Annotated in this window: 22 protein-coding genes; 18 read left to right on the plus strand and 4 right to left on the minus strand. The window is 48.8% G+C overall.

Features of this window, described 5'->3' with window-relative positions:
* Positions 1–19 precede the first annotated feature (19 nt).
* The 3 genes from JOD82_RS12145 to JOD82_RS12155 all read left to right on the plus strand — a co-directional run bounded on the left by JOD82_RS12145 (position 20) and on the right by JOD82_RS12155 (position 2,536).
* Complete coding sequence (locus JOD82_RS12145) at positions 20–745, plus strand: NAD(P)H-binding protein (protein WP_069010803.1); 726 nt, start codon at positions 20–22, stop codon at positions 743–745.
* A 219-nt stretch (positions 746–964) separates the two neighbouring features.
* The gene (locus tag JOD82_RS12150; protein ID WP_029515998.1) at positions 965–1,345 is read left to right on the plus strand and encodes a RidA family protein; all 381 of its coding nucleotides are present in this window, start codon (positions 965–967) and stop codon (positions 1,343–1,345) included.
* Positions 1,346–1,471: 126 nt separating this feature from the next.
* Positions 1,472–2,536, plus strand: a complete 1,065-nt coding sequence (locus tag JOD82_RS12155) for an undecaprenyldiphospho-muramoylpentapeptide beta-N-acetylglucosaminyltransferase (protein ID WP_029515997.1) — start codon at positions 1,472–1,474, stop codon at positions 2,534–2,536.
* Positions 2,537–2,634: 98 nt separating this feature from the next.
* On the opposite strand, the gene JOD82_RS12160 is transcribed toward JOD82_RS12155, so the two are convergent.
* Positions 2,635–3,390 (minus strand): TspO/MBR family protein, encoded by a 756-nt coding sequence (locus tag JOD82_RS12160; protein ID WP_029515996.1) that lies wholly within the window; start codon positions 3,388–3,390, stop codon positions 2,635–2,637.
* Between the two features lie 242 nt (positions 3,391–3,632).
* On the opposite strand from JOD82_RS12160, the gene JOD82_RS12165 reads away from it, so the two are divergent.
* From JOD82_RS12165 to JOD82_RS12175, 3 genes are all read left to right on the plus strand, one after another.
* A complete protein-coding gene (locus JOD82_RS12165; protein ID WP_069010804.1) occupies positions 3,633–4,583 on the plus strand; it encodes a bile acid:sodium symporter family protein in 951 nt (316 codons plus the stop codon).
* A 247-nt stretch (positions 4,584–4,830) separates the two neighbouring features.
* Positions 4,831–5,955, plus strand: a complete 1,125-nt coding sequence (locus JOD82_RS12170; protein WP_029515994.1) for an NADH-dependent flavin oxidoreductase — start codon at positions 4,831–4,833, stop codon at positions 5,953–5,955.
* Positions 5,956–6,067: 112 nt separating this feature from the next.
* Entirely contained in the window at positions 6,068–6,655 is a 588-nt protein-coding gene (locus JOD82_RS12175; protein ID WP_029515993.1) for a GNAT family N-acetyltransferase, read from the plus strand.
* Here JOD82_RS12175 and JOD82_RS12180 read toward each other — a convergent pair.
* Positions 6,585–8,243, minus strand: coding sequence for a response regulator (locus JOD82_RS12180; protein ID WP_069010805.1), 1,659 nt, complete (start codon positions 8,241–8,243; stop codon positions 6,585–6,587). The genes JOD82_RS12175 and JOD82_RS12180 overlap by 71 nt on opposite strands.
* 7 nt (positions 8,244–8,250) lie before the next feature.
* Positions 8,251–10,065: a sensor histidine kinase gene (locus tag JOD82_RS12185; protein ID WP_069010806.1), complete on the minus strand. Its 1,815-nt coding sequence runs from the start codon at positions 10,063–10,065 to the stop codon at positions 8,251–8,253.
* A 207-nt stretch (positions 10,066–10,272) separates the two neighbouring features.
* On the opposite strand from JOD82_RS12185, the gene JOD82_RS12190 reads away from it, so the two are divergent.
* The 3 genes from JOD82_RS12190 (at position 10,273) to JOD82_RS12200 (ending at position 13,508) form a co-directional block, all read left to right on the plus strand.
* On the plus strand, positions 10,273–11,154 hold the full coding sequence (locus JOD82_RS12190) for a carbohydrate ABC transporter permease (RefSeq protein WP_029515990.1): 882 nt from the start codon (positions 10,273–10,275) through the stop codon (positions 11,152–11,154).
* Positions 11,155–11,991 (plus strand): carbohydrate ABC transporter permease, encoded by an 837-nt coding sequence (locus JOD82_RS12195; RefSeq protein ID WP_029515989.1) that lies wholly within the window; start codon positions 11,155–11,157, stop codon positions 11,989–11,991. It abuts the gene before it with no gap.
* 221 nt (positions 11,992–12,212) lie between these two features.
* A complete protein-coding gene (locus JOD82_RS12200; protein WP_069010807.1) occupies positions 12,213–13,508 on the plus strand; it encodes an ABC transporter substrate-binding protein in 1,296 nt (431 codons plus the stop codon).
* Positions 13,509–13,590: 82 nt separating this feature from the next.
* Here JOD82_RS12200 and JOD82_RS12205 read toward each other — a convergent pair whose 3' ends face one another.
* The gene (locus JOD82_RS12205; RefSeq protein ID WP_029515987.1) at positions 13,591–14,130 is read right to left on the minus strand and encodes a dihydrofolate reductase family protein; all 540 of its coding nucleotides are present in this window, start codon (positions 14,128–14,130) and stop codon (positions 13,591–13,593) included.
* Positions 14,131–14,238: 108 nt separating this feature from the next.
* On the opposite strand from JOD82_RS12205, the gene JOD82_RS12210 reads away from it, so the two are divergent.
* The 9 genes from JOD82_RS12210 to JOD82_RS12250 all read left to right on the plus strand — a co-directional run bounded on the left by JOD82_RS12210 (position 14,239) and on the right by JOD82_RS12250 (position 24,527).
* On the plus strand, positions 14,239–15,192 hold the full coding sequence (locus JOD82_RS12210; RefSeq protein WP_069010808.1) for a helix-turn-helix transcriptional regulator: 954 nt from the start codon (positions 14,239–14,241) through the stop codon (positions 15,190–15,192).
* Between the two features lie 157 nt (positions 15,193–15,349).
* Positions 15,350–18,475 (plus strand): DEAD/DEAH box helicase, encoded by a 3,126-nt coding sequence (locus JOD82_RS12215; RefSeq protein ID WP_069010809.1) that lies wholly within the window; start codon positions 15,350–15,352, stop codon positions 18,473–18,475.
* Positions 18,476–18,495: 20 nt separating this feature from the next.
* Complete coding sequence (locus JOD82_RS12220; protein ID WP_029515984.1) at positions 18,496–19,221, plus strand: hypothetical protein; 726 nt, start codon at positions 18,496–18,498, stop codon at positions 19,219–19,221.
* A gap of 151 nt (positions 19,222–19,372) precedes the next feature.
* Positions 19,373–20,278 carry a M15 family metallopeptidase gene (locus tag JOD82_RS12225; protein WP_029515983.1) on the plus strand — a complete coding sequence of 302 codons (906 nt, stop codon included), beginning with the start codon at positions 19,373–19,375 and terminating at the stop codon, positions 20,276–20,278.
* Between the two features lie 90 nt (positions 20,279–20,368).
* Positions 20,369–20,926, plus strand: a complete 558-nt coding sequence (locus JOD82_RS29150) for a hypothetical protein (RefSeq protein ID WP_256026046.1) — start codon at positions 20,369–20,371, stop codon at positions 20,924–20,926.
* The gene (locus JOD82_RS12235; RefSeq protein ID WP_069010810.1) at positions 20,926–21,264 is read left to right on the plus strand and encodes a hypothetical protein; all 339 of its coding nucleotides are present in this window, start codon (positions 20,926–20,928) and stop codon (positions 21,262–21,264) included. Before JOD82_RS29150 ends, JOD82_RS12235 begins: the two co-directional genes overlap by 1 nt.
* Position 21,265: 1 nt before the next feature.
* On the plus strand, positions 21,266–22,696 hold the full coding sequence (locus tag JOD82_RS12240; RefSeq protein WP_209949304.1) for a glutathionylspermidine synthase family protein: 1,431 nt from the start codon (positions 21,266–21,268) through the stop codon (positions 22,694–22,696).
* A 93-nt stretch (positions 22,697–22,789) separates the two neighbouring features.
* Positions 22,790–23,203, plus strand: coding sequence for a DUF350 domain-containing protein (locus JOD82_RS12245; RefSeq protein ID WP_165178869.1), 414 nt, complete (start codon positions 22,790–22,792; stop codon positions 23,201–23,203).
* Positions 23,204–23,429: 226 nt separating this feature from the next.
* A complete protein-coding gene (locus JOD82_RS12250) occupies positions 23,430–24,527 on the plus strand; it encodes a Gfo/Idh/MocA family protein (protein WP_209949306.1) in 1,098 nt (365 codons plus the stop codon).
* The last annotated feature ends 140 nt before the right edge of the window (positions 24,528–24,667 follow it).

Here is a 24,667-nt window from a genome sequence, read left to right on the forward strand (position 1 = left end):
GGCACAAAGGAGGTCTATCATGGAACGTAAAGCGGTCGTTGTGGGTGCAACAGGGCTTGTCGGGGGTTATGTTGTACGAGAGCTGCTGGTGCAAAAGGAATACAACCGCGTCATGGTTATGGGCAGACGTCCGTTGGACATCAAGCATCCCAAGCTGGAGCAGGTGCTCATCGATTGGGAACAGCCGCAGAAAGCGGCGTTCGCCTTCGAGGGGGTGGATGATGTTTTTTGTTGCCTTGGGACAACGATGAAAAAGGCTGGCTCCAAGGAGCAGTTCCGTCAGGTGGATGTGGACTATCCAGTGCTAGCTGCCCAGTTGGGCAAAGAGGCTGGTGCTGTACAGATGCTAGCTATCTCAGCGATGGGGGCCGATCCAGATTCACGCGTGTTTTATAATCGCACCAAGGGTGAGGCTGAAGAGGCGCTTGCCGCTATCGGGCTGTCTGCGCTGCATTTGTTCCGTCCGTCGCTGATCTTGGGAGCGAGACCTGAACGACGTTTGGGCGAAGCCGCTGCCGCTGTTGTCATGAAAGCGCTGGACGGTCTGATGACGGGCAAGCTGGCTTCCTACCGTGCCATCCCGGCTTCGGTCATCGCACGAGCCATGGTACGAATCGCTCTTGCGCAGGCGAGCGGCGTACATATTTATCCGAACGACATCATTCGGGTCATCGGTGCGGAGCTAACATCCGATGTTGAGGAAACTGGTTCAGGAACGGGTGCGGATGCGGATGTAAACGTGTAAAACCACGTTTAGGATTAAAAATGATAATAACGCCGCTGTTGCCCGATGATTCGGGCAGCAGCGGCGTTATTTGTGTTTTATGGGTGGTCTGTATGTTGCGGCACATCGATCGTAATCTCTAATTCATCAAGTGCGTTAATCCGTCGCACGGAATAGTGGCTTTGGGCTTCACATGCTATAATACGGTGAACCAGTATCAGGAAGGAGAATCCAACCCATATGAAAAAAACAATTGCGACTGAAAAAGCACCCGGTGCTATCGGCCCTTATAGCCAAGCGGTAGAGGCAGGCGGGTTTGTTTACACTTCGGGACAGCTTGGACTGAATCCGGCAACAGGTGAGTTTGGTAAGGATGTACAGGAGCAGGCACGCCTGTCCTTGAGCAACGTACAAGCCATTCTGGAAGCGGCAGGCAGCAACATGAACCAGGTTGTGAAAGCGACTGTATTCCTGAAGGACATGAACGATTTTGTCAGCGTCAATGAGGTGTACAGTTCTTTCTTTGAGCAACCCTATCCAGCACGCAGTGCGGTGGAGGTAGCCCGTCTGCCTAAGGATGCACTGGTGGAGATTGAAGTCATTGCATTGAAGGGCGAATAGTCTGAAAGGTCCGTTCATAAAATAAAAAGTTTGCATGGCAACCGGGTGTCCCTATTAAATAGAGGCACCCGGTTGCTCAAATTTAATGTGTTTTGTTTTGTTGAATACAGAGTGGAGGTGGAGATGATTAATAAAAAAATAATTTTCACTGGTGGAGGTTCTTCAGGACATGTAGCAGTAAACTTAGCTTTGATTCCTCACTTACTGGAACAACAATGGAGTGTCCAATACATAGGCTCTGAACAAGGGATTGAAAGAAAATTGATTTCCGGACTAGAAAATGTGTGTTATTTCAGCATCTCAACTGGGAAATTGCGCAGATATTTTGATTGGGATAATTTTAAGGACCCTTTTAAAGTGCTGAAGGGGATTTCTCAAGCGTACCGGATTATAAGAAAAGAAAAACCGGATATTATTTTTTCAAAAGGCGGGTTTGTTTCGGTTCCTGTGGTACTGGCTGGGTGGTTAAATAAAGTCCCTGTAATCATTCATGAATCAGATATTACCCCTGGATTAGCTAATAAAATTTCCAGCACATTTGCTACAGAAATTTGTACTACCTTTCCTGAAACCACTCAGTACTTTCGCTCTAAGCATACCCGGTATGTAGGGGCTATTGTGAGAGATGAACTAAAAGATGGGGTGGCAGCTAAAGGTTTGGCCTATTGCGGTTTTACTCGAAATAAGCCGATCATTCTGATCATGGGTGGGAGTTTAGGTTCCAAGAAGATCAATGAGATGGTCTGTATGAATTTAGAGGCTTTGCTCGTTTATTTTCAAATCGTGCATATTTGTGGTAAAGATCAAGTGAATCATTCCATTCATATGCATGGCTACAAGCAATTTGAATACATAAACGATGAACTGGCGGATGTTATGACGATGGCAGATATGGTTGTTTCTAGGGCGGGTTCAAATTCCATTTTTGAATTCTTGACGTTGCGGAAGCCTATGCTATTGATTCCTCTTTCAAAGGCGGTTAGCCGGGGAGATCAAATTCTAAATGCAAAATCATTTAAGGCGCAAGGCTTTTGTGAATTTTTAGAAGAGGAAGAGTTGGAATCTGAACGGTTTGTCGACATGATTCTTCGTTTGTATGAAAAAAGGTCGGATTACATTATCAATATGAAGAAGATAAATGCAGATCACTCGACAAGCAAGCTTATAGATTTGATCAAAGTCTATACCTAACCATATTGGATAAAATGAATAAACAAAGCAAGCGAGCTTGGGCTAGATGATTCAGACCCGAACTCGCTTGTTTTTGCTAGTAGATATCAATAGTTTCTTTAATCCCGGTCTCGATTACGGGCAAAGAATAGCCATAGGGCGTACACCAGAATGATTGCTGCCAAGATCAATGCAGCCAGCCGTACATTTTCATGGTTCGGATGCTCGACGGCGATGGCGACATAGGCCCATACAAATACGAGAGGATAAATGCTGTCACGATAAGGAAAGCTGACCATGATCGCCAATATGGTGCCGATGAGCAGGATAATGATCGCCCATGTCGTATCACTGAGTCCCCAGCCACTCCATTCATTCTTTTCCAGTGCCACTGCAATATTGATAATAGTAGCAACGGATACCCAACCGAGGTTGAGGCTGAACGGTAGCTTGACGAACCACATTTCTCCGCGGGTTGGCTGAGGTGTGCGGGTACGTACATACACGACGCCCAAGGAAAGCAAGTATAAAATAATAACGATGACGCACAGTTCTACGTATACATACTGCCAGAGGAAAATCCAGATGATATTGAAAAGACAGCCTAGAATAAAAAAAATACCGATGGATTGAACGCTTGTCTTGGCTTGCCCTGTAGGTGTAGCTTGATACACAACAAAGCAGGCGAGCAGCACGTAGATGACCGACCAGATGGAAAAAGCGTAACCCGCTGGGGTGATCAAGGTAGGGTACATGTTGGATACAGCAGCAGTACTTCTGCCACCGATAGGAAGTGTAGAAGCCAGAAAGTTAATGAAAACGACAGCAATAAATACAATAATATTCCACCATTTATACGGATGGCTTCGTGACATTGGGATATCTCCTCCTCAACGAATGATGATCCAAAATGACTGACTGGTCACAATCTTCTACTATGAATATACCCACTTTACTTTCGAATATGTCGGAACGGTAAAAGTTTCTTGATCCCGGCATAATCATAAAAAGTGGTATGTATATGCAGTCATATGTAGTACAATGATAAAAATTTTAAGCACTATATAAGCTGTATTTCCTCAAATTCAACTTATATAGAAGTAAGGAGATAAGTTGAATGAATAGATTGGAGAAAGTAGGGAAATTTGTAGGAGGGACCTTTTCCATCTGGGTACTTTTATTTGCATGCTTGGGATTTTTCTTTCCTGCGGCGTTTACAGGGTTGAAAGGATACATACAGTTATTTCTGGGCATTGTCATGTTCGGGATGGGGCTAACTTTATCTGCGGCTGACTTTCGCGAAGTATTCCGGCGTCCAGTGGATGTGGCTATTGGTGTGGTCGGGCATTATCTGATTATGCCGTTTCTGGCCTTTGGATTGGCATTAGTATTGCAGCTGCCACCGGATATTGCGGTAGGTGTCATTTTGGTAGGCTGTTGCCCGAGTGGAACTGCGTCCAACGTAATGACGCTTTTATCCAAAGGCGACGTGGCGTTGGGGGTATCGATTGCTTCGGTGTCGACGCTGATTGCTCCACTGGCTACCCCAGCCATGATTAACCTGCTTGCTGGACGTTGGATGAATATTGATGCGAAGTCCCTGATCATGGACATTCTCATCGTAGTTATTGTCCCCATTGTGCTGGGTGTTATCATCAAATCGCTATTTCGCAAACAGGCAGAAGCCAGTGTCCAGGCGCTGCCGCTCATATCAACACTGGTGATTATGCTCATCGTGGCTATTGTGATTGCAGGTAGCAAAGGCAAGATTTTGGAGACAGGTCCGATTATTTTTGGTGTGATTATTTTGCATAACGGAATCGGGTTCCTGCTTGGATATTGGTTTGCCAAGCTGTTCGGCATGGATCTTTCCAAGCGTAAAGCTGTTACGCTGGAAACGGGAATGCAGAATTCCGGACTGGGTGCTGCGCTGGCAGCAGCTCATTTTAACCCGATTGCTGCTGTACCGAGTGCGATTTTTAGCGTGTGGCATAATATTTCCGGCTCGTTGCTCGCGACTTGGTTTTCCCGCCGGGAGGAGAAGAAAAGCACAACCGGGAAGCATTAAGCTTTGTTAGTGGCTTGTGCCAAGTGGCTACGGTTCAGCTTTTTCGAACAGTTTAGGGATGGTCAGAAAGGATAGATTTGACTTTATAGTTGCGGATCATTATACTGTGGTTATTATAACCACTGTATTTAAGTAAGCAACAGTAGTTTGAGTCGTTATGGAGGAAAACTACATCGAATTCGTATTTGGCTTCATGCTCAACAGCCTTATATTATCTGATCTGATTTAACTGAAGGAGAGAGAAAGAATGAACCCAAAATATAATTCTCTATTTGAAGCTTTTACCCTGCCATCCGGTGTTACGTTGAAGAACCGTATTACCATGGCACCTATGACTAACTTTGCTTCCCACGAAAATGGTGAAGTGAGTGACGAGGAACTGGCATACTACCGTGAACGCTCAGGGGGTGTGGGCGCAGTTATTACCGCTTGTGTGTATGTAACTCCAGATGGTAAAGGATTTGTTAATGAGTTTGGTGCGGACAAGGATGAAATGATTCCTAGCCTGCGCCGTCTGGCGGATACGATTCATCAGGAGGGCGCGAAAGCGATCCTGCAAATTTATCATGGTGGCCGCCTGTGTCCACCGGATCAGATTCCAGACGGACAACCGATTAGTGCAAGCGCAGTAGCTGAGGAAAAAGAAGGCGCACCTGTGCCGCGTGAAATGACATCCGACGATATCCATCGCGTCATTCGCGCCTATGGCGAAGCAACTCGCCGCGCGATTGAAGCAGGCTATGATGGTGTGGAGCTGCACGGAGCGAATGGTTACCTGGTGCAGCAGTTCTTCTCCCCGCACTCCAACCTTCGTACCGATGAATGGGGAGGAAGTGTTGAAAAACGAATGACCTTCCCGCTGGCGATTGTTCACGAAGTGAAGAAAGTGATCGCAGAACATGCAAAGGGGCCATTCATTTTCGGATACCGCTTGTCTCCTGAGGAAGGACACACGCCAGGCATCACGCTGGATGATACGATGGTGCTTGTAGACCGTCTGGCGGATCAAGGGCTGGATTACCTGCACATTTCCGTAAATCATTTCTTCGGTGGTTCGTTCCGTGACCGTAGTGACGAACGGTCACGTACCGTTCTCATCCATGAGAAGGTAGGTAACCGTGTGCCGATTATGGGAGTCGGATCGCTGAATACACCGGACGAGGCGCTTGCAGCACTGGAGACAGGTGTACCGCTTGTATCGCTGGGACGTCCACTTTTGATGGAGCCGCAATGGGTTCAGAAGGTGCAAAACGGCACAGAAGATACCATTCGCACGACCTTATCCAAGCAAGCCCAGCAGGAGCTAGTCATTCCTGACTACCTGTGGGGTGCGTTGACGACCCTTCCAGGCTGGATGCCTGTTACGGACTAAATTTTGAATGACGGAGATACCCTAGGCTGCTCTCATGCACCTGGGGTATTTTCCTGTCTTGTGACCGTGAACACAATAATATAGGAATAACTGAGAAAGAAGGAAACTGACAATGTTACATGGAGCTAATGGCGCGATTTTGATGGAGTCAACCCATCCGGGGCTACAGATTCGACTGTTGCAAGTAAATGATGCAGAACGTTTATTAGAGATCAGACGTGAAAATTTTGATTTTTTCAAACCGTTCGAGCCAGAACGGCCTGAAGTTTACTTTACCCTGGAAGAACAGGCGCGTCTGATTTCCAACGGTTTGGAAGCGGCACAAGCCGGACAGGGATATACGTTTGGACTTTTTTTGCCGGAAAATAATAAGCTGATTGGCAGAATAGAGCTGTCGGGTGTCGCTAGAGGCCCCTTTCAAAACGCCAATCTGGGCTACTTTGTAGATCCTGCTTACCACGGACAAGGCTATGCTACTTCCGCAGTGAAGGATATTGTACGCTACGCCCTGAATGAGTTGGAATTACACCGTATTCAAGCTGGAGTGATGCCAAGAAATACGCCTTCCAATCGAGTGATGGAAAAGGCAGGATTTCGCCGCGAAGGGCTAGCTCTCAACTACTTGAAGATTAATGGTGTGTGGGAAGATCACGTGCTGTATGCGATAACGGCTGAGGATTTGCAGAATGGCGTCTTCTGAACTCGCCAGGCGTGACACCCTCCAGTTTTTTGAACACCTTGCCAAAATATTTTTCATCCTGATAACCAACCATACCGGCAATATGATGAAGGCGCAGCTTGTCATTCAGCAGTAATAGCTTTGCCTTGCCCATCCTGATCTGGCACAAATAGTCCGACAGATTAACCCCGTACTCCTGCTTGAATTTACGAGAAATATATTCCCGACTGAGGTAAAAGCGGCTCGCCATATCCTGTAGAGAAATGTCTTCATCGTAGTGTGCATCCAGATAGCGGGCAATATCACGGATGGTCGGGTTGTTTGGACTATGGCTTGGTGTAAGTGCCTGACCGGCTGCCAGCAGTCGGTTTTCGACCTGTCTTTGCCATAAGGGCAACGAAAGCATGCCGCGGTTGTCGATCGGCAATGCATGAATGGAGCCGGACTCATCTGCCATCTCCTCGCCATCGGTATCTCCGGGTCTGTCATTCAACCAGCGGGCCAGCATCCAGTCCAGCTCTTGATTCCAACTGGCTAGCTGTTCTGCTGTAACCGAAGGCAACTCGGCTACGGCTGCTATCCAGCGGCCTACCGCTATAGACACACGACTGGCATTACAGCTGAGCGCACTAAGCCGTAGTTCCTCTTCCATGTCAGGTAACTGGGGAAGACGAATGCTCTGCCGTGTCTGGGTACTCTGGTGCATCCAGTCGGCTTGCAACACATCCCGTTTCCACAACGCTTGCCTTGCCTCTTGGTAGGCAGTGGCTGCCGCTATGGGAAAGGCACCAAAAGAGCCAACCCCGATGTGCATGTAGCACCGCAAAGCGGTTTTGATTCCTGTATGAATATCCTGCAAGAGCTTTGACCAACGAGATGGATCGCCCCAATATAGCAGAATAATTTCGTCCATACGCTCCAGATGGCGGAATGCAACTCCGGTTTGAGAAGTTTCGAGAAATTCGTTGCAGATGTTAGTGAGGGAAAAGCTCAAAAGCGCACGCCGCGTTTTATATTTGTCCAGTATATCGGCATCCAGCTGAGTAGTACTCATCACAGCTGCATTACATATCTGAATAGCTGCGGGAAGACGTAGCTCCTCGCGTAAGGGCGTAATGGAAAGAGGGGTATTCGCTATCCCGGAAACGATTTCAGTCAGGAGCTTATCAGCATAGTGTGGCCTCATCCGATTGACTTCCATGGCCTGCATCGTCTGCCTGTTCCGGTCTTGCTCTGCTGTCCGCCAGGCTTGAGTGGCTTTTTTTACAGCCTCGTTAATCTCCACTGGATCCACGGGCTTAAGAATATAGTCCATGCCTCCCCGGCGGATGACCTGTCGAACCAAGTCAAAATCATCATAGCCACTGACCACCACGACTCTGGTTGCTGGGGAATTGACTTGAATCCACTCCATCAGTGCTATCCCATCCTTGCCGGGCATCCGCATATCCGTGAGTACAACGGGTGGGGAAAGGGCGGTAATGACCTCAATCGCCTGATCGCCCGACTCGGCTTCAATCACCTCGCTCACACCGCAAGCTTCCCAATGTACGAGCATCCGTATGGCATGGCGCACATGCTTCTCATCATCCACAATCAGGACTTTCATTGACAGATCACTCTCCCTTAATATGAATCTCCGTATGGGTTTCCGTGCGAATTTCGAGTGTGTACCGGACACCATGAGGCAGAATGTTGTCTACGCACAGGGTGTTAGAACCATCCTCCGAGTGAAGCTGAATACGCAATAGAACATTACGAAGGCCAATGGAGTCCTGCTCGCTAGTGTCTGGCTCCTCGTAGGCTTTTAGCGGACGTTTTAACATATGCTGGAGTTGCTCCAACTCGGCTTGTGGAATGTTAGTTCCGTTATTTTCCACTGTTATTTTCACAATACCTTCCCGGATTCGGCTACCTGTAATGCGAATTTCACCGGGCCCCAGCCGGGGATCGGCACCGTGTTTAAAGTAGTTTTCCACCAGCGGTTGGAGAATCATTTTAGGCACCCGATCATTCAGGACTTCATCTTCCCACTGGTAAGTGACCTCTAATTGCTCACCGAAGCGTTCCTTTTGTAAATCAAGATATTGTTTTACATGTTCGGCTTCTTCCTTAAGAGTAACGACCGTATGGTCCCTCATATTATAGCGCAGCATTTTGGCAAGGGAAGAGAGCAACGAATAAATTCGCGGCACCTCATGCTGTAGAGCCAGGGTTCCAATAGACTGTAGCGTATTATATAAAAAGTGAGGATTAATCTGTGCCTGGAGCGCTTTCAATTGATGTGTCTTGTTAGCCAGCTCCAGCTTGTATTCCCGCAAAATGAGGTTATTGATGGTATCCATCATCTGTCTGAAACGGCGCGACAGTACTCCGATTTCATCGTTACTCATGGCCCGAATGTCTACATCCAGTTGACCGGACTGAATCTGGTTTATGTAGCGAGTCAGTCGCTTAATAGGTGCCGTGATTTTTATCGAAATCCATAACGTGGCAACAATGGCAAGTAGCAATGCTGCGCCTGTAATGACCGCATTGATCTGAGTCAGGCGGGTAGCCCGTAAATACAGCGTACGATGTGGAATTTTCTTGACGAGCGTCCAGCCTGACAAATTGGCATCCAGCTTGCCGTACACGTGCAATGCTGTATCATCCTCAATCACTCCGTGCTCGTCTTCTTTAGAAATTCGATTGAGCAGGTCAGATTCCTTCCAGTGTGTTCCAATTAATGCTTCTTTTCCGCTATATATGATCGTTCCGTTTCGATCAATTAAAAACAGCTCCTCTGTATCCGCATCATACAATTGACGGCAAATACTGCGCAGCGGCTCCAGATCAACATCTATAGCCAGTACCCCAAGCGTCTCTGAGGCAGGAATGTTCCGAATCGCCCGATGAAGTGTAAATACTTGCTGCTCTGTGCTGTGCTCCGCATAGGAAACCGCCGAAAAGCCGTACAAATGCTTCATATGCGTGGGCTGTATGAACAGTCCGGAAGGGCCATAATGAATAAAACCGGTAAAGGGCTCCAGCCGGAATTCCCGTAGAGGAACCGTGCTGGTAATCAGCGTAGATTGCCCAGCCTCAAAAGAATGCAAATACACCTGGTCAATGCCTGACGTAGCATTCATCATCGTTTGCAGAGTGGTGTAAATTTCAGCGACGGCCCGGTAATCATCCGGAATTTTGGCCAGATTACGCAGAAAATGAGGGTCATTATAGACTCCGATGGACGCGCGATTCAAACCCTGTAAATAGTTATCCAAATTCGTAATTCCCTGAAAAATAAGCCGCTCATTTTCTTGTGTGGCCTGCTCCCGCAAGGAGTGCTTGGTGAGAACGAAGGTCATGGTCATCGACAGCAGTAGCGGCAGGGTGACCGCAATGAGCAAAAACCAGATTAGGCGAGAACGAATACTGTAAAATTTCATGCAGTGAGCTCCTTTCACAATTCAAGGCGAGCCAGAGGTCAATATTTTCCCCCTTAATGGTTCACGATCCTACGTGTTCTCGAGAGCGCTTATTCGACATAATGAACATGTGAATCGCTTATCCTTACGGCCCAAACATCATACTGCTGAAAGAAAGCCGTAAAGGAGCGTTCCAGACACCAATAGACAACATAAGGGGGGATCGGTTTGAATCGCGCCAAGTCGTCGCAATGGCTACAGCAATGGATTTTTGTAGGGCCGTCGACGTTATTTTTCGTTATCATTATTGTAATCCCTTTCATGCTCGGAATGTACTATTCTTTTACAGAGTGGAATGGAGTAGCCAATCAGGCAAAGTGGGTCGGGCTGGATAATTTCAGTCACATTTTATGGAATGATGACAAATTTGGGACAGCGTTCTGGTTTACGGTCCGTTTTACGGTGGTAGGAGTGGTGGCTGCGAATATTTTTGGCTTTCTGCTGGCGTATTTTCTAACCAAACCGTTGAAAACAAAAAATGTACTAAGGACCATCTTTTTTATGCCCAATGTGATCGGAGGTCTGTTGCTGGGCTTTATCTGGCAGTTTATTTTCGTCAAGGGATTTGCAGCAATCGGAGAGAGCACGAACTTGTCCTTCTTCAATCTGTCCTGGTTGGGAGATGAGATCACGGCCTTCTGGGGCATTGTAATCGTGTTTATCTGGCAAACTGCCGGTTATTTGATGGTGATTTATATCTCTTCCCTAACCAATGTGCCCCGCGATATGCTAGAAGCAGCCGAAATTGACGGAGCTAGTCGGATGCAAATTTTGCGGTCGATTATACTTCCTTTAATCATGCCTGCCGTTACGGTTTGTCTTTTCCTGGCGATATCATGGTCATTCAAAATGTTCGATCTTAATTTGTCACTGACCAAAGGCGGTCCCTTCGGGTCCACAGAGTCGGTTGCACTCAATATTTACAATGAAGCGTTTGTGAATAATCGTTATGGGCTGGGAACAGCTAAAGCACTCATTTTCTTTATCATTGTTGCTCTGGTTACGAGCCTTCAGGTACGACTGACGAAAAGTCGGGAGGTGGAAGCGTAAATGGAAACAAGCAAGCGCTACCGCTTTGGAACATGGGCGACCGAGATAGTGATGATCCTCGTCGCATTGTTATTCCTCGTCCCGTTTTACTTTTTATTCGTGAATTCGGTCAAAAGCTTTGGTGACCTGCTCACCGATTCTGCGGCCTGGCCACAAACCTTTGTATGGAGCAACTACGCTAGAGCGTGGAGCATCACGCGTTTTCCCGAAGCTTTATGGAATTCATTCGTGGTTACGGTAGTTAGTAATCTGCTGCTCGTACTGATCAGCTCAATGGCAGCTTACCGAATGGTCCGGCGTCCGACGCGTTATAATCGAGTGTTGTTCAGCCTGTTCGTAGCTGCTATGGTTATTCCTTTTCAATCGGTGATGATTCCTTTGGTCAAGGTTGTAAGTACACTGGATTTAATGAACAGTATAAGTGGTCTGGTCATCTGTTATCTGGGATTCGGAGCTCCAATGTCGATCTTTCTCTTTCATGGATTCGTCAAAGGTGTGCCAGTCGAGGTGGAAGAAGCAGCTACGGTGGACGGCTGTACGCCTTACGGAGTGTTTTTCCGAATTGTGTATCCGTTGATGCTGCCGATGATGGTAACTGTTATTATTTTAAATACGCTCTGGATTTGGAATGATTATCTCCTGCCTTCTCTGGTACTGCAAAAGGCTGAGCTGCGCACGATTCCGATTGCGACCTATGCCTTTTTCGGACAATACACAAAGCAGTGGGATTTGGCTTTGCCTGCTCTGGTGCTGGGCATCTTGCCAGTCATCGCATTCTTTCTGGCTATGCAAAAATATATTATACAAGGTATTATGGCGGGTTCGGTCAAGGGTTGAGTGTGGGATGAGCTGAAAATGTACACGGTGTGCCACTCCGCAAACGGAGGGTGCTTACCATCGCTGTTGCCTCCAGATTTCCCTGAATAAACGAGTAAAGGTGGAAATCTAGAGACAAAGGCGAGCGCTATCGCTTGTTCAGTACCATTCCCTTTGCCCCGTCGCCACATGAATTTTTCGAGTTCATCTGATATGAATTTAAAATAGAAAGGAACATCAACATGAAAACGCATACCTTTAAAAAGAAAGCTCAAGCATTAATCTTGCTTCTCGCGGCCTTTGCCCTGGTTTTGGCAGGTTGTAACAGCAGTGGCGGACAAAACGCAGGCCAAGAGGAAGTGAAGGAAAAAACCATTCACATTTTTCAGTTCAAGGTAGAGATTGCAGAAGCGCTGAACCGCATGAAGGCGGAATACGAAGCGTCTCATCCAGGGATCAAGCTCGATATTCAGACCGTGGGCGGGGGCAGTGATTACGGAGCGGCTTTAAAGGCGAAGTTTGCTTCCGGGGAGCAGCCGGATATTTTTAACGTCGGCGGTTACCGCGAGCTGGATACGTGGCTGGAATATTTGGAGGACCTGTCTGACCAGCCTTGGGTTGGGGATGTGGTCGATGTCGCCAAAGAGCCGATGACCAAAGACGGCAAGCTGTATGGTCAGCCGATGAATCTGGAAGGGTACGGCTTTATTTATAACAAGGATTTGTTCAAGAAGGCGGGGATTACGGAGACCCCTAAAACATTGTCCGAACTGGAGGGAGCTGCACAAAAGCTCCAAGCCGCTGGGATTACTCCATTTTCTAATGGATATCAGGAGTTTTGGGTGCTGGGCAATCATTTGCTGAACGTGGCATTTGCCAATCAGCCAGACCCTTCGGCCTTCGTTAAGGGACTGAATGATGGAACTGCAAAGATTCCGGGCAACGCTGTATTTGCCGAGTGGGTTAAGTTGTTCGATCTGACACTGAAGTATGGGAATACGAAGCCGCTCACGACTGATTACAACACGCAGGTAACGAACTTCGCCACTGGAAAGGCTGCCATGATGCAGCAGGGGAACTGGACTCAAGTCCAAATTGATGGAATTAATCCGAAGCTGAATCTGGGTATTTTGCCTATGCCGATTGGTGAAGACGCAACAGCCGGAGATAAGCTGTTTGTAGGTGTCGCCAACAACTGGGTGGTTAATAAAAATTCGTCTGTCAAACCCGAGGCGAAAGAGTTCTTAAACTGGATGGTAACATCCGAGCAGGGTAAAAAGTATATCACCAAGGAATTCAAGTTTATTCCAGCGTTCAAGAGCATCGAAGGGGCAGAGGCTGATATGGGCCAATTGGGTGCTGAAGTGGTGAAGTACAGTAAGGAAAACAAACTGCTGGGCTGGTTCTTTAGCCGCTATCCTGAAGGAGCACAGCAAGAATTCGGAAGTCAGATGCAAGCCTATGTGGCAGGTAAATCGGATGCTGGGAAGCTATTCGATGATTTCCAGAAAACATGGGAAAATTTGAAGACTAAATAAGAACAAAAGCACGCGATAAAGCCTTCGTATGTCAGGGAAATTGCATGATCCTGAACATACGAAGGCTTTTTTGCAAAATTAATTATATATGGTAATGGAGAAGAACAATATCCCCGCGGCGTTCTATTTCTTGGAGTTCAAACGTACTTGGTAGTGTTCCCTCTGGAAATAACGGTATTCCTTGTCCAAGCACTTTGGGAATGATCGCAATGATAGCTTTCTCCAGCAGTCCAGCTTGTAAGAAGGCCTGGACTAACTGGCCTCCACCGACTAGCCATACCGCACCTTCCGATTGTCCTTGTAGACGTGGAACCAGTTCAGTCAGAGCTTCGTCCGTAAATGTAATATGTGGCGCCTGCTGTTGCTCCGTTAATGCTCGTGTGAGCACATAGCATGGCTTTCCAGCATAAGGGAAATCATCTGAGAGCTTCAATACTTCCTCATACGTCAGTCTGCCCATCAGCACCGTACCAACGGTATCGTAAAAGTCGGCATATCCATTGTCCCCACCATCCCCTTTAACATCATACAGCCAGTCCACCGAACCGTCCGGCAAAGCGATATACCCGTCGAGACTCATGGCAATATACAGCACAACTGCGTTTGATTTCAAATCCTTCATAGTGTTCATTCACTCCTTTCTATATCCTAATGTTACAATGTATTTATGACATCGTATGTCGTAGTTAAACGGTCATTTTAAATTAATTTTTGATTAGAGGGGTACCTTATGAACGAACGCAGAATTGCTCTTATGAGGATACTGGATTCCCGAAAAAAATATACGGCGCGTGAGCTGGCTGAACGTTTTGGTGTCTCCGTCAGGACGATACAGAGAGATCTCGACTATTTGCAGCAGACCGGATTACCCCTTTATACCGAAATGGGTCCTCATGGCGGGTATCGGGCACTTCCCAATCGGCTTCTTCCTCCCCTTCATCTTGCTCGTGACGAGGCCTTGGGTCTTTTTCTCATGCTGCAACTGTTGGAGAACATTCCAGATATCCCTTTTGGCTCAGTTCGTGAGCATTTATCCGAGCACTATTATGCCGAACTTCCACAGGATGTGCAGGACAGTATCGATCAATTAAAGGAGTACATTTCTTTTCGTATGCTACCCACTCACGCAGAGTCACCCTACACCTCAATCATTTTGGAGGCTGCGCTGAATAAGCGCCGGGTGAACATGCATTACCGCTCCGCTTCCGGGGCAAAGTGGACTCAGGTATATCCGATTGGACTGTATTTTGATCACGGATATTGGTACATGCCAGCACATAGCAGAGACCGCATCATTTTGTATCGTTCAGATCGGGTGATCACAATAACGATGCTGGACGACACCTTGGACACCCTTCCTACACTTCAGGAATGGTTGGCTTCGGAGGATTCCCGTATAGGAATTCCGTCCAAAATAAAATTTACCGCATTGGGTGTCAGGCTGGCCGGATCAGATGCCCTCTTCCAAAATGTTTCCCATCAGGAAGGGCAGGCTCAGGAATGGCAGGGATATATTCCGGTCGAAGAGTTTAGATATGTATCCCGACTTTTGCTAAAATACGGGCCAGAGGCCGAGGTCGTATTTCCCAAAGAACTGCGTGTACAGGTCAAGCAACTGTTGCAAGACAGCCTGAACCCTTATCTGAAGGATGCAAAAGCGGATGATGAAGAAAAAGACAATTAATCCTGTAAATTGATTCTCTTATTTATAGTTAACCACATGAATATTTAAGGTTATTGACTTATGACTTTCCATTTATTTTTGTGATAAAGTTTTGAAAAGAGCCCGTTTTCGTATATGATGAAGAGTAATAATTCAAAAGGCTGGACGGGAGACAGATATGAATCAACCGCTTTATGGGATATGGCTCGGAGATGTGTTTTTTTGCTTTTCTGGTGAGACGTCGGAACCACGTATCGATGCGTGGAGCAGTGTAATTCGCAGGCTGACGCTAAAGGGAGACCTTCGGCCGTTTCGGCAGGCTGCGTTGCGCCTTGCCGAGGTACGAATACCGAACACTGCTCGTGTGGAAACCGCGGGCAGAGGTGGCAAAAGACGTTCCATGCTGGGGCGTACATTGGAGGGCTTGGCGCTGGAACCGCGCGAGACGATGGCACTGCTGACCCGCATGGACGAGAAGGGCTGTGCGGCATCGGGCATTACGCTGGGCGAGGAAATGCAATATTGGCAAAAAGCCGCTTATTTTGCGCTAGAGCTGATGCAGCGGGGCGAAATTACGCCATCGCTTACAGAGGCGCGTCCATCGGGACCGCGTCGTCGCGGTCCGGAAGCGGCTGTCGGGGTGTGGATTCCTCGTCTGTATCAAGAGGAGGACATACGCCGCTTTCATGAGCTGGCTGCTGCAATGCCGGCTGTTTGTATGGCGGCTCCTGCCGTGTTCGCGGGTAAGGAGCCTGAAACACGCGAGGATGCAGCCGGAATCGTGCTGTACTCCTTCTTGTGTGCGGTCATCCATGCGGAAACGACCGCGGTGTTGGCAGCATCAGACCGTGAGCTGGGACGATATCGTGCAGAGTATCGGCGCGGAGGATCGCCGCTGACAGAGCTATGGTGGAACAGTCTGCTGACAGGTTCCCGCCCGGTGGCGATTCAGGGAACGCCCGCGGAGATGGAGGAGCTGGTTCTCCAAGCGTCCTCTCTTAAGGGAAGCGCAATGCCTGTCACGGAGCGGGAAGACAAGGAGCCGATAGAAGGGCAACTGCGGTTGTGCCTTCGTTTGGAGCCTTCGCTGGAAGAGAGTGTGAAGGAATGGCGCATTACCTTTTGGGCAGAAAGCGATGCTGAGCCGGGGTTGCGACTGCCTGCTCTGGCACTGTGGGCGCATCCTGAACGCGATCTGGTTCGCGGCGGAATTGTATATCGTCAAGTGCAGGCGCAACTGCTAATGAGGCTCGGACAGGCTGCTGAAGCGGCACCTATATTGCAAGAAGCGTTGAACCGCCCTTATCCCGAAGGGCTGACACTGGAGCCGGAGATGTTCTTCCGCTTCCTGACGGAAGCCGTTCCCGCATTACAAAAGAACGGTATTACCGTGCAAATGCCTTCACGCTGGAGCCGGGAGGGCCGAAGACGTGCAGGCTTACGGCTCAAAATGCGTTCGACAGAGCAGGGTGCCAAGCCGGATGGTGTGATTGCCGATACATCGACTGTCGGCATTAACCGCATGATTTCGTTTGATGCCGAGGCTGTGCTGGGTGATACAACTTTGACGATGGAGGAACTGGAAAGCATTGTCGCCGCTAATTTGCCGTATGTACGTCTCGGAGGGGAATGGATCGAGGTCGATCCTAAGGAAATTCGTCAGGTGCTGCGCTTTATCAAGCGCGGTGAGAACGGTGAGATGAGCTTGTCCGAATGGATGCATCTGGCCGCAGAAAATGAAAGTGCAGGCGAGGCCTCATGGAAAGGCTTGTCCATCTTTGGCGCGGAATCCGCCGGATTGCTTGCGTCTTTGGCTGAGGGCGGCGTACTTCGTTCGGTAGAGCCGCGACCTGTGCCAGAGACGCTGCACGGCGCATTACGGCCCTATCAAGAGCGCGGCTTTCAATGGCTGGCCGCGATGCGTGGATTAGGTTTTGGCGTCTGCCTTGCGGACGATATGGGGCTTGGTAAAACGATTCAGGTCATCACCTGCCTACTCGACGGTGGCATCGGCGCAGATGATCAACGTCCGGCGTTGATCATCTGTCCAACGTCCTTGCTCGGCAACTGGCAGCGCGAGTTGAAACGCTTTTCACCGGATTTGTCACTGTATATTCACCATGGAAACCAGCGACTCCACGGCGAGCTGTTTCAGGAAAGTGTACGTGAGTATGATATCGTCCTCACTACCTATCATTTGGCGGGACGGGACGGTAGCGATTTATCTGCGGTATACTGGTCCTCCATCGTGTTGGATGAAGCGCAATATATAAAAAATGCACGAACAAAGCAAGCACAAAGCGTCATGAAGCTGTCTGCTCCACATCGGATTGCCATGACGGGTACCCCGGTAGAGAATCGGCTGAGCGAGCTGTGGTCTATTTTTCAATTCCTGAACCCAGGTTACCTCGGTACGGCGTCTTCATTCCGCCAACGGTACAGTCTGGCGGGAGAGGAGCGGGGGTCTGCGTTGCGTGAGCTTCATCGCCTCGTCTCCCCGTTCATGCTGCGTCGACTCAAAAGCGACCCAGATATACGCAAGGATTTGCCGGAGAAGCTGGAGTTGAAATCCTACTGTGTACTGACACCAGAGCAGGCCGGATTGTATCGGGGCGTAGTGGATCAATTATTGGGAACACTGGATGGGCAGATCGGTATAGCTCGCAAAGGGCTTGTTCTGTCTTCACTGACCAAGTTGAAGCAGATTTGTGACCATCCGGGTCTGATCATTCCGGGTCGGGCTGATAGTGGTAAAACGCAAAACTCGGGCAAAATGGAGCGACTGCTGGAATTGGTAGAGACGATTCGCGAGAACGGCGAATCGGCGCTGATATTCACCCAATATGTGTCGATGGGAGAATTGCTGGTCTCCCGTTTGGCCAAAATCTTCGGGGAAGAGCCGTATTTTCTACATGGAGGACTGGCGAAAACCAGACGGGATGAAATGGTTCACAACTTCCAGCAGGGAGAAGGGCCGAATATATTCGTACTTTCCCTGCGTGCAGGTGGTGTGGGCCTGAACCTGACACGTGCCAGCCATGTCATTCACTATGACCGCTGGTGGAATCCTGCAGTGGAAAATCAGGCGACAGACCGCGTATTCCGTATTGGTCAAAGCCGCAATGTACAAGTGCACAAGCTGATTTGTCAAGGTACACTGGAGGAGCGAATCGACGAGCTGATCGAGAGCAAAAAGGCACTTTCCGAGCAGGTTGTCGGCTCCGGTGAACATTGGCTCACCGAAATGTCTGATGATGAATTGCGCGGTCTGATAGCGTTGCAAAATGATGTATGGATTGAGTGAGCAGAGAAAGGATGAAGGCGATGACGAGGCCGCGAGTGAAGCTGAAAGTAACTGACGGTCAATGGATAGCGGAATTAGACAGAAATGGCTTGGAAGGCGAATCAACGGGTGTACCTTCCGCACATGCTGTCCAATGGATGGGTCCAGCGCCTGTACTAAACCCCGAACAGCGAAAGGCATGGCTGGAGCAGCTAAAAGCAGATCCTTTGGACATCTACCGCTTTTTGCAAGGGAAAACCTGTCTATCGCTGGATGAGATCGTTCAGCTAGCAGCTGAGACAGCCACTTCCAGCATGGAGGATGGCGTGGGTGTAGTCGACGATGTGAAGAAGGCTCTTCAGACCGGGATGGAAAGCGAGCCGCAGACCTGTCTGGAATTGATCGGAATGACGCGGGAAGAGCTGCTGGAGTACGTATTCAGTGCTTGGGCCGGAGAGTTATCTCATGTGCAGGGGACATCCCCCGCGCTTGAGTCTACCTCGCGGCCGGAAGGCGGACGCAGTGGATCGGCTGCGATTAGCGAATGGATTGCCGAGTCAGCGGCAGAAGGAGCATTACATCGTCCCGGTGCAGGTTTTCATGCGATTGAGATTCATCTGCCGCAGAAGCTTGTTCCTAAGAAGGAAGCGGATATTACGGCTTTGCTGCCGGGTTTACCCCGTGCGGAAGAGGCATTGAAACTCATACGTGAACGGGTAGCCGAGCGGGCCCGAGCTGCAATTCCGCAAAAACGTCATACTCCGTAACAATTCGGGTATATACTTCCTTTTTCGAGTCTATTCGCCTTCATCGAACGGGATAACGGCTTCGAAGAGTGTCCAAAGTTCAGTTACAATGGGGGAACGGAAAAGTCACTGCAAGTCATGTATCAATTGCAATATTGGAGGAGATACCAGCATGAAACGACATATACAACAGACGCGCACATCTCAGCGATGGACCAAAGCGCTCATTCCAGGGCTGATCCTGCCAGGGCTATTACTGGCAGCCTGCCAGCAGGGAGGATCAGGTGGACAGGAAAGCGAGCCGTTAAAGTCATCTACAGCGGTACAGGAGAATGTGCAGCCTTCCACCCAGCCGGATGCGGGCAATGGTAGCACTAGTGCTGGACAAGCCTCTGCGGGTACAGAAAGTGGACAAGCCGACCCAGTGATGGCGTTGCGGAGCCAGAGTGCGCTGCAAGCCACGGTTAAGGAAGAGGATGGAACCGCGATTGTCACCAATGCGACTTCGGATACAGTCGTTGTGAACAAAAAGCGCAGCTTGCCTGTGGGCTATGTCCCAGACGACCTGGTGGAGCCGCAGGTGCAATTTTCCTTCGAGGGACCGCACGAAAAGCGGCATTTGCGTAAGGAAGCGGCAGAGGCACTGGAGAAGCTGTTCGACGGTGCGAAAAAGGACGGCATCGAGCTGCGTGCGGTATCGGGATACCGTTCCTATAAGCGTCAGGTGTCTATTTTCGACAACAATGTAAAGACAAAGGGACAGGAATATGCCTCTAAAGTCAGCGCTGTACCGGGTACGAGTGAGCATCAGACGGGATTGTCCATTGATGTATCCAGCCCAAGCGTAGGTAATGCGCTGGAGCAATCCTTCGGAGCTTCCAAGGAAGGCGAATGGTTGGAACAACATGCACCGGAATACGGATTTATTATTCGTTATATGAAGGGTAAGGAAGATGTGACCGGCTACGTGTACGAGCCTTGGCATATCCGTTATGTGGGAATAGACATTGCGGAGGATGTAGCCAAGCAGGGGATGACGCTGGAGGAATATTTCGACGAGAACAATATCAAGCTGTAGCAGCTAAAATCAAGCCGTAATCCTAGGGATTGCGGCTTTTTGTCGTGTTTTTCTTCCAAATTGAACCTTTTCAAGGTAGAATCTCGTATAGTGATCAACGACAGAAGCGCTTTGATTTGTTGCAAACCTCATGACAGAAGCGTACAAGAAGGGAAGGGAATCATCATTTATTATTCATTAACGTATCGCGAATGGTCGGAAGACACTCAAAAGGAACTGCGCAGCCTGACACGGGAATCCGTATCGGGAGATGAGCTGTTTCTACGCAAGCTTGTAGACGCTACGCGTCTCCATGACAAACTATGGTCGCATATCTCGAATGAAAGTGAGGGACATACGGATCATTCCGTCTATGTGACTGAATTTACAGGGGAACGTGCAAAGCCTTACGGTGCGTCTATCACAGACCTCGTGCTTGCCAGTGAGGGAGGTTACACTTCCACATACAGTGCAGTGTACTGGATATGGCATGAACCTGCATTCCGTAGTATGGATCAGCGGGAAGGTTCGGTATTTACTTTGGAGTTGGCCCAACGGCTATTAGATCACTATACAGTACTGGGTGGCAAAACATATGAATTTATATATTCGGTACTGGACCCTCAGCTGAAAAAGGTGCATCTGTTTGTGAAGGAGGTCGATCTGTGATGGAGCATTCTTGGGAAAAAATGAAATCCAAGCCCGGCTCTCGTACACGGATGGCGGCCTTTGCCCTGATGTTGGCTGTCCCGGCCGCTCTGACGGGTTGCGGTGACGACGAGTATTATGACTGCGATGAGCTTCCTATATCGGAACAAACGGCGTGTCGGGATTCAGGCAGCAGTGGGTATTACTATGGCGGATCGACTTATTATAGTGGAGGCTCCTCATACCATAGCAGTCGTTCTTCTTCCAGCTCATACCGCAAAAGCTCATCCTCATCTTCCAGCTCACACAGCGGTTTTGGCAGCAGCGGCTCACGCAGCGGCTTTTTCTCTGGGGGTTAAGATGAGCATGCGCACGATTCGGCAATTGCCTTATGAACATGATGAGCTTTTTAAGGGTGAAATCAGCCGTATCATCCCGTATCACCGCATGTATGGCAAGTCCTATTGCGTGCCGGCCTTAACGGTATATCGGGAAAGCGAGCTGGCAGAGCTTCAGGTTGCTTCTGAGGCGGTACATCGTATTTATCGCAAGGTTCAGCAATTCGTTCAGCGCTATATGCCGGATGAATACCTGGTGGAACGGTTGGGGATTCATCCGGGCTTGCTGCGTGCTGCACGTATGGAGGCCGAGCCGGATGGGATAACCCGCCAGGACTGGATTGTGGGGGAAGCGGGTATCAAGTGCATTGAGAATAACACCGATACCCCAACCGGAATTCCCGAGGTGGCTTATCTCGAAGGAAAGCTGCTAGAGGTGCTGAGTAAGGGAGGAATGTCGGAGGATGACAATGCACTACATGGACCCTCAACTGGAATGGACGAGGCGATTCAGTCTGCCTTGACGGAGCTCATTCATTTTTATAGCCGCAAGGGATTAGGGACAAAGGTGTATTTCACTTGCTATGACTGGCACATCGAGGATCAGACGAACACCAAATATATTATGCGTTTATGTGAACAAGCCGGATTCGAAGTCGTTTATGCTCCTTTGGAAGAACTGGAGATTATCCCGAATGAAGGATTGTATCACCGGGGAGAGCAAATCCGCATTCTCTATCGCCTGTATCCGCTGGAGTATCTAATTGATGACCGGGAGGAGAATACGGGGCTTGAGGTGGGGCAGGCGCTAATGGATATGGTGGCAGACGGGAAAATAGGATTAATCAACCCACCGCAGCATATCATTACCCAGAGCAAAGGGTTCACCGCAACCGTATGGTCACTGTATGAGCGCAATGAGCAGACACCAGAGTTCTGTGGTTTTCGTTTGTTTGACGATCGCGAGCTGGAGGTGATACGAACCTACCTGCTGCCTACGTATTTTGAACCCTCGGTGTTTATGCAAAATAAAGAGCCCTATGTGGCCAAAGGTATATGGGGTCGGGAGGGTAAAGGGACGCACTTGATTGAACATACCGAAGACGAGGAGAGACTAGAAGGCGTCTTGGGAAAGGTTCAAAATGCGAAGACCGACCATCCTGATCTGCTTCACCAAGCTGATGCCCCACGAACGCCTGAGCAGGAGGAAGCCGCACATGTTGCCGCTTATTATGAAGGACAGCCTAAGATTTATCAGCGGCTGTGGCCGATGCAGAGTGCAGAGGTACAGACCGACGAAGGATTATTTCATGGCTATGTGTTAACAGGTATATTCGTGATTGGAGGGCGTTTTGCGGGTGTCCTGCCGCGAATCGGTGAAAAGGTAACAGGTGATATGGCCTACTATTGCGCCGCCGTTGCCACCGCACCTCCTAATCCGCACGTTATATAAGCTGAATTAAAAAATGTACAATATTCGAACGTATCTATTCATTTACAAGTGAGGATTTGGCAAAATCCTGAAGTATCATAAGGAGGAAGAAAATTGGACTCGTATATCAGTTTGGGCAACGCATTGGGCAATGTAGGTATCGGCCTGCTTATCCTGTTTGCCATCTTAATCGTAGGTTATTTTGTGTTCAGCTTGCTGACACGTTATAACGATAATCAAGAAATCGCACGCGGCAATGAGGCGGCAGGCATCTATATGGGTGCAAAGCTGCTAGGTCTGTGTATCATCGTGGGGATGGTGTCGTACAGCAGTCATTCATGGCTCGAAATGCTGACCTGGTCGGCTGTGGGCATTGTAGTGCTGTGTCTGGTCTATGTGATTTTTGATCTGGTGACGCCGCGTACCAAGGTGTGCGAGGAAATTGCCAAGGGCAATGTGGCTCTGGCACAGCTGCTGCGTTCAATCATCGTCGGGGTTTCTTTTGTGGTAGGTACATTTTTGATGTAGTCGATATAGAGAAGGAATACCAAGGATCTGCAACACCGGACAACGGAGCTGCAGATCCTTTTTTTATGAGACATTGTATTCACTACCGGCATCAGACTGTTGAATTAAGGGTTGCAACGATCACTTCCTGTGGGGACTATTCTACAAAGCAACGGGTGATACTGCATAGCAAAAGGAATTTGCTACAGAGTTCAAACCAAATTGAAGAGAAGGGAGTTCTGAACCTATGAGTACCACCACCTTCCCAACCAAACAAATTCGGATGGGTATCATTGGCCTGGGTCTTATCGCTGAATATCACATGAGATCACTGCACACCATCTCGGGGGTATCTATTGTGGCCGTTAGTGATGTGAATCCCCATCGCCTTCAAGCCATCGGAGAACAATTGCAACTGCCTACTTCCAAGCGGTACGCCCATTATGAAGCATTAATCCGTGACCCAGAGGTAGATGCGATTCTGTCGCTGACACCCAATGATGTGCATTTTGACATTATTCGTATTGCGCTGGAAAAACACAAAGCTGTACTGGCAGAAAAACCATTGACTCTCACATGGGAGGAAGCGGATCGGTTGAAAAAGCTATATACAGCGAATCCGGTGCCTGTGCTGGTTCACTATAAGCATCGCTACGGCGCGGCCTTCCAATATACCAAGCAACTGCTGGATGAGCAAAAGCTGGGTAAAATCTATAACATTCAATTCCGTTATCTAATGGATGCATTTGCGCCGTATCGTCAGCATCCGTATACATGGCGTCACAATTTGGCCAAGGCTGGTTCTGGAGTAGTGGGGGATACAGCCTCACATATCATTGATCTGGCCCGTTTTCTGGTGGGTGAATTTAAAAGTGTCGCAGCGCTGCTACATACCATTACACCCGAGCGGCTCGATCCGATCACGGGCCTGCCTGTAAAAGTGGATGTGGAAGATCTCGCTGCCTTTCATGGCATCATAGGCGACAATACCGTGGGAACCTTTATCACTCATAAAAATGCCATCGGCATACGGCACGATATCGAAGTCGATATCTATGGAGAACTTGGTACGCTGCACGCCAGCCTCAATAACCCGGAAAGTATCCGCATTGTGCTACGTGACCTGGAACACCCGGGTGCCGAATACGAGAGTTGGGCTGTCCCTGCAATCTATAATCACACGGCCTATGAAGATTTTGTTGAGCTGGCAAGGGGAAAGTCTGTCGATCGTGCTCCCTTATTCGAGGACGGCTACAAAAACCAGTGGGTACTTGAGAAAATACTGCAATCCTGGAAAGAGAATGGACGTTTAGTAGAAATGTCGGGATGTGAGGGGAGTCGCTGAAATTCCAGCAATGACAAAGAGTATAAACATGCTGTGACCCGCAAGAGGGTTCCTTGGAAAGAGCAGCCATCTTGCGGTTTAGCAATTCAATATCTGTAAAGACATCTTTTTCATCATTTTCGCATCGCCACGCTTATATC

The organism is Paenibacillus sp. 1182, assembly GCF_017833915.1.
GTDB classification, from domain to species: domain Bacteria; phylum Bacillota; class Bacilli; order Paenibacillales; family Paenibacillaceae; genus Paenibacillus; species Paenibacillus polymyxa_D.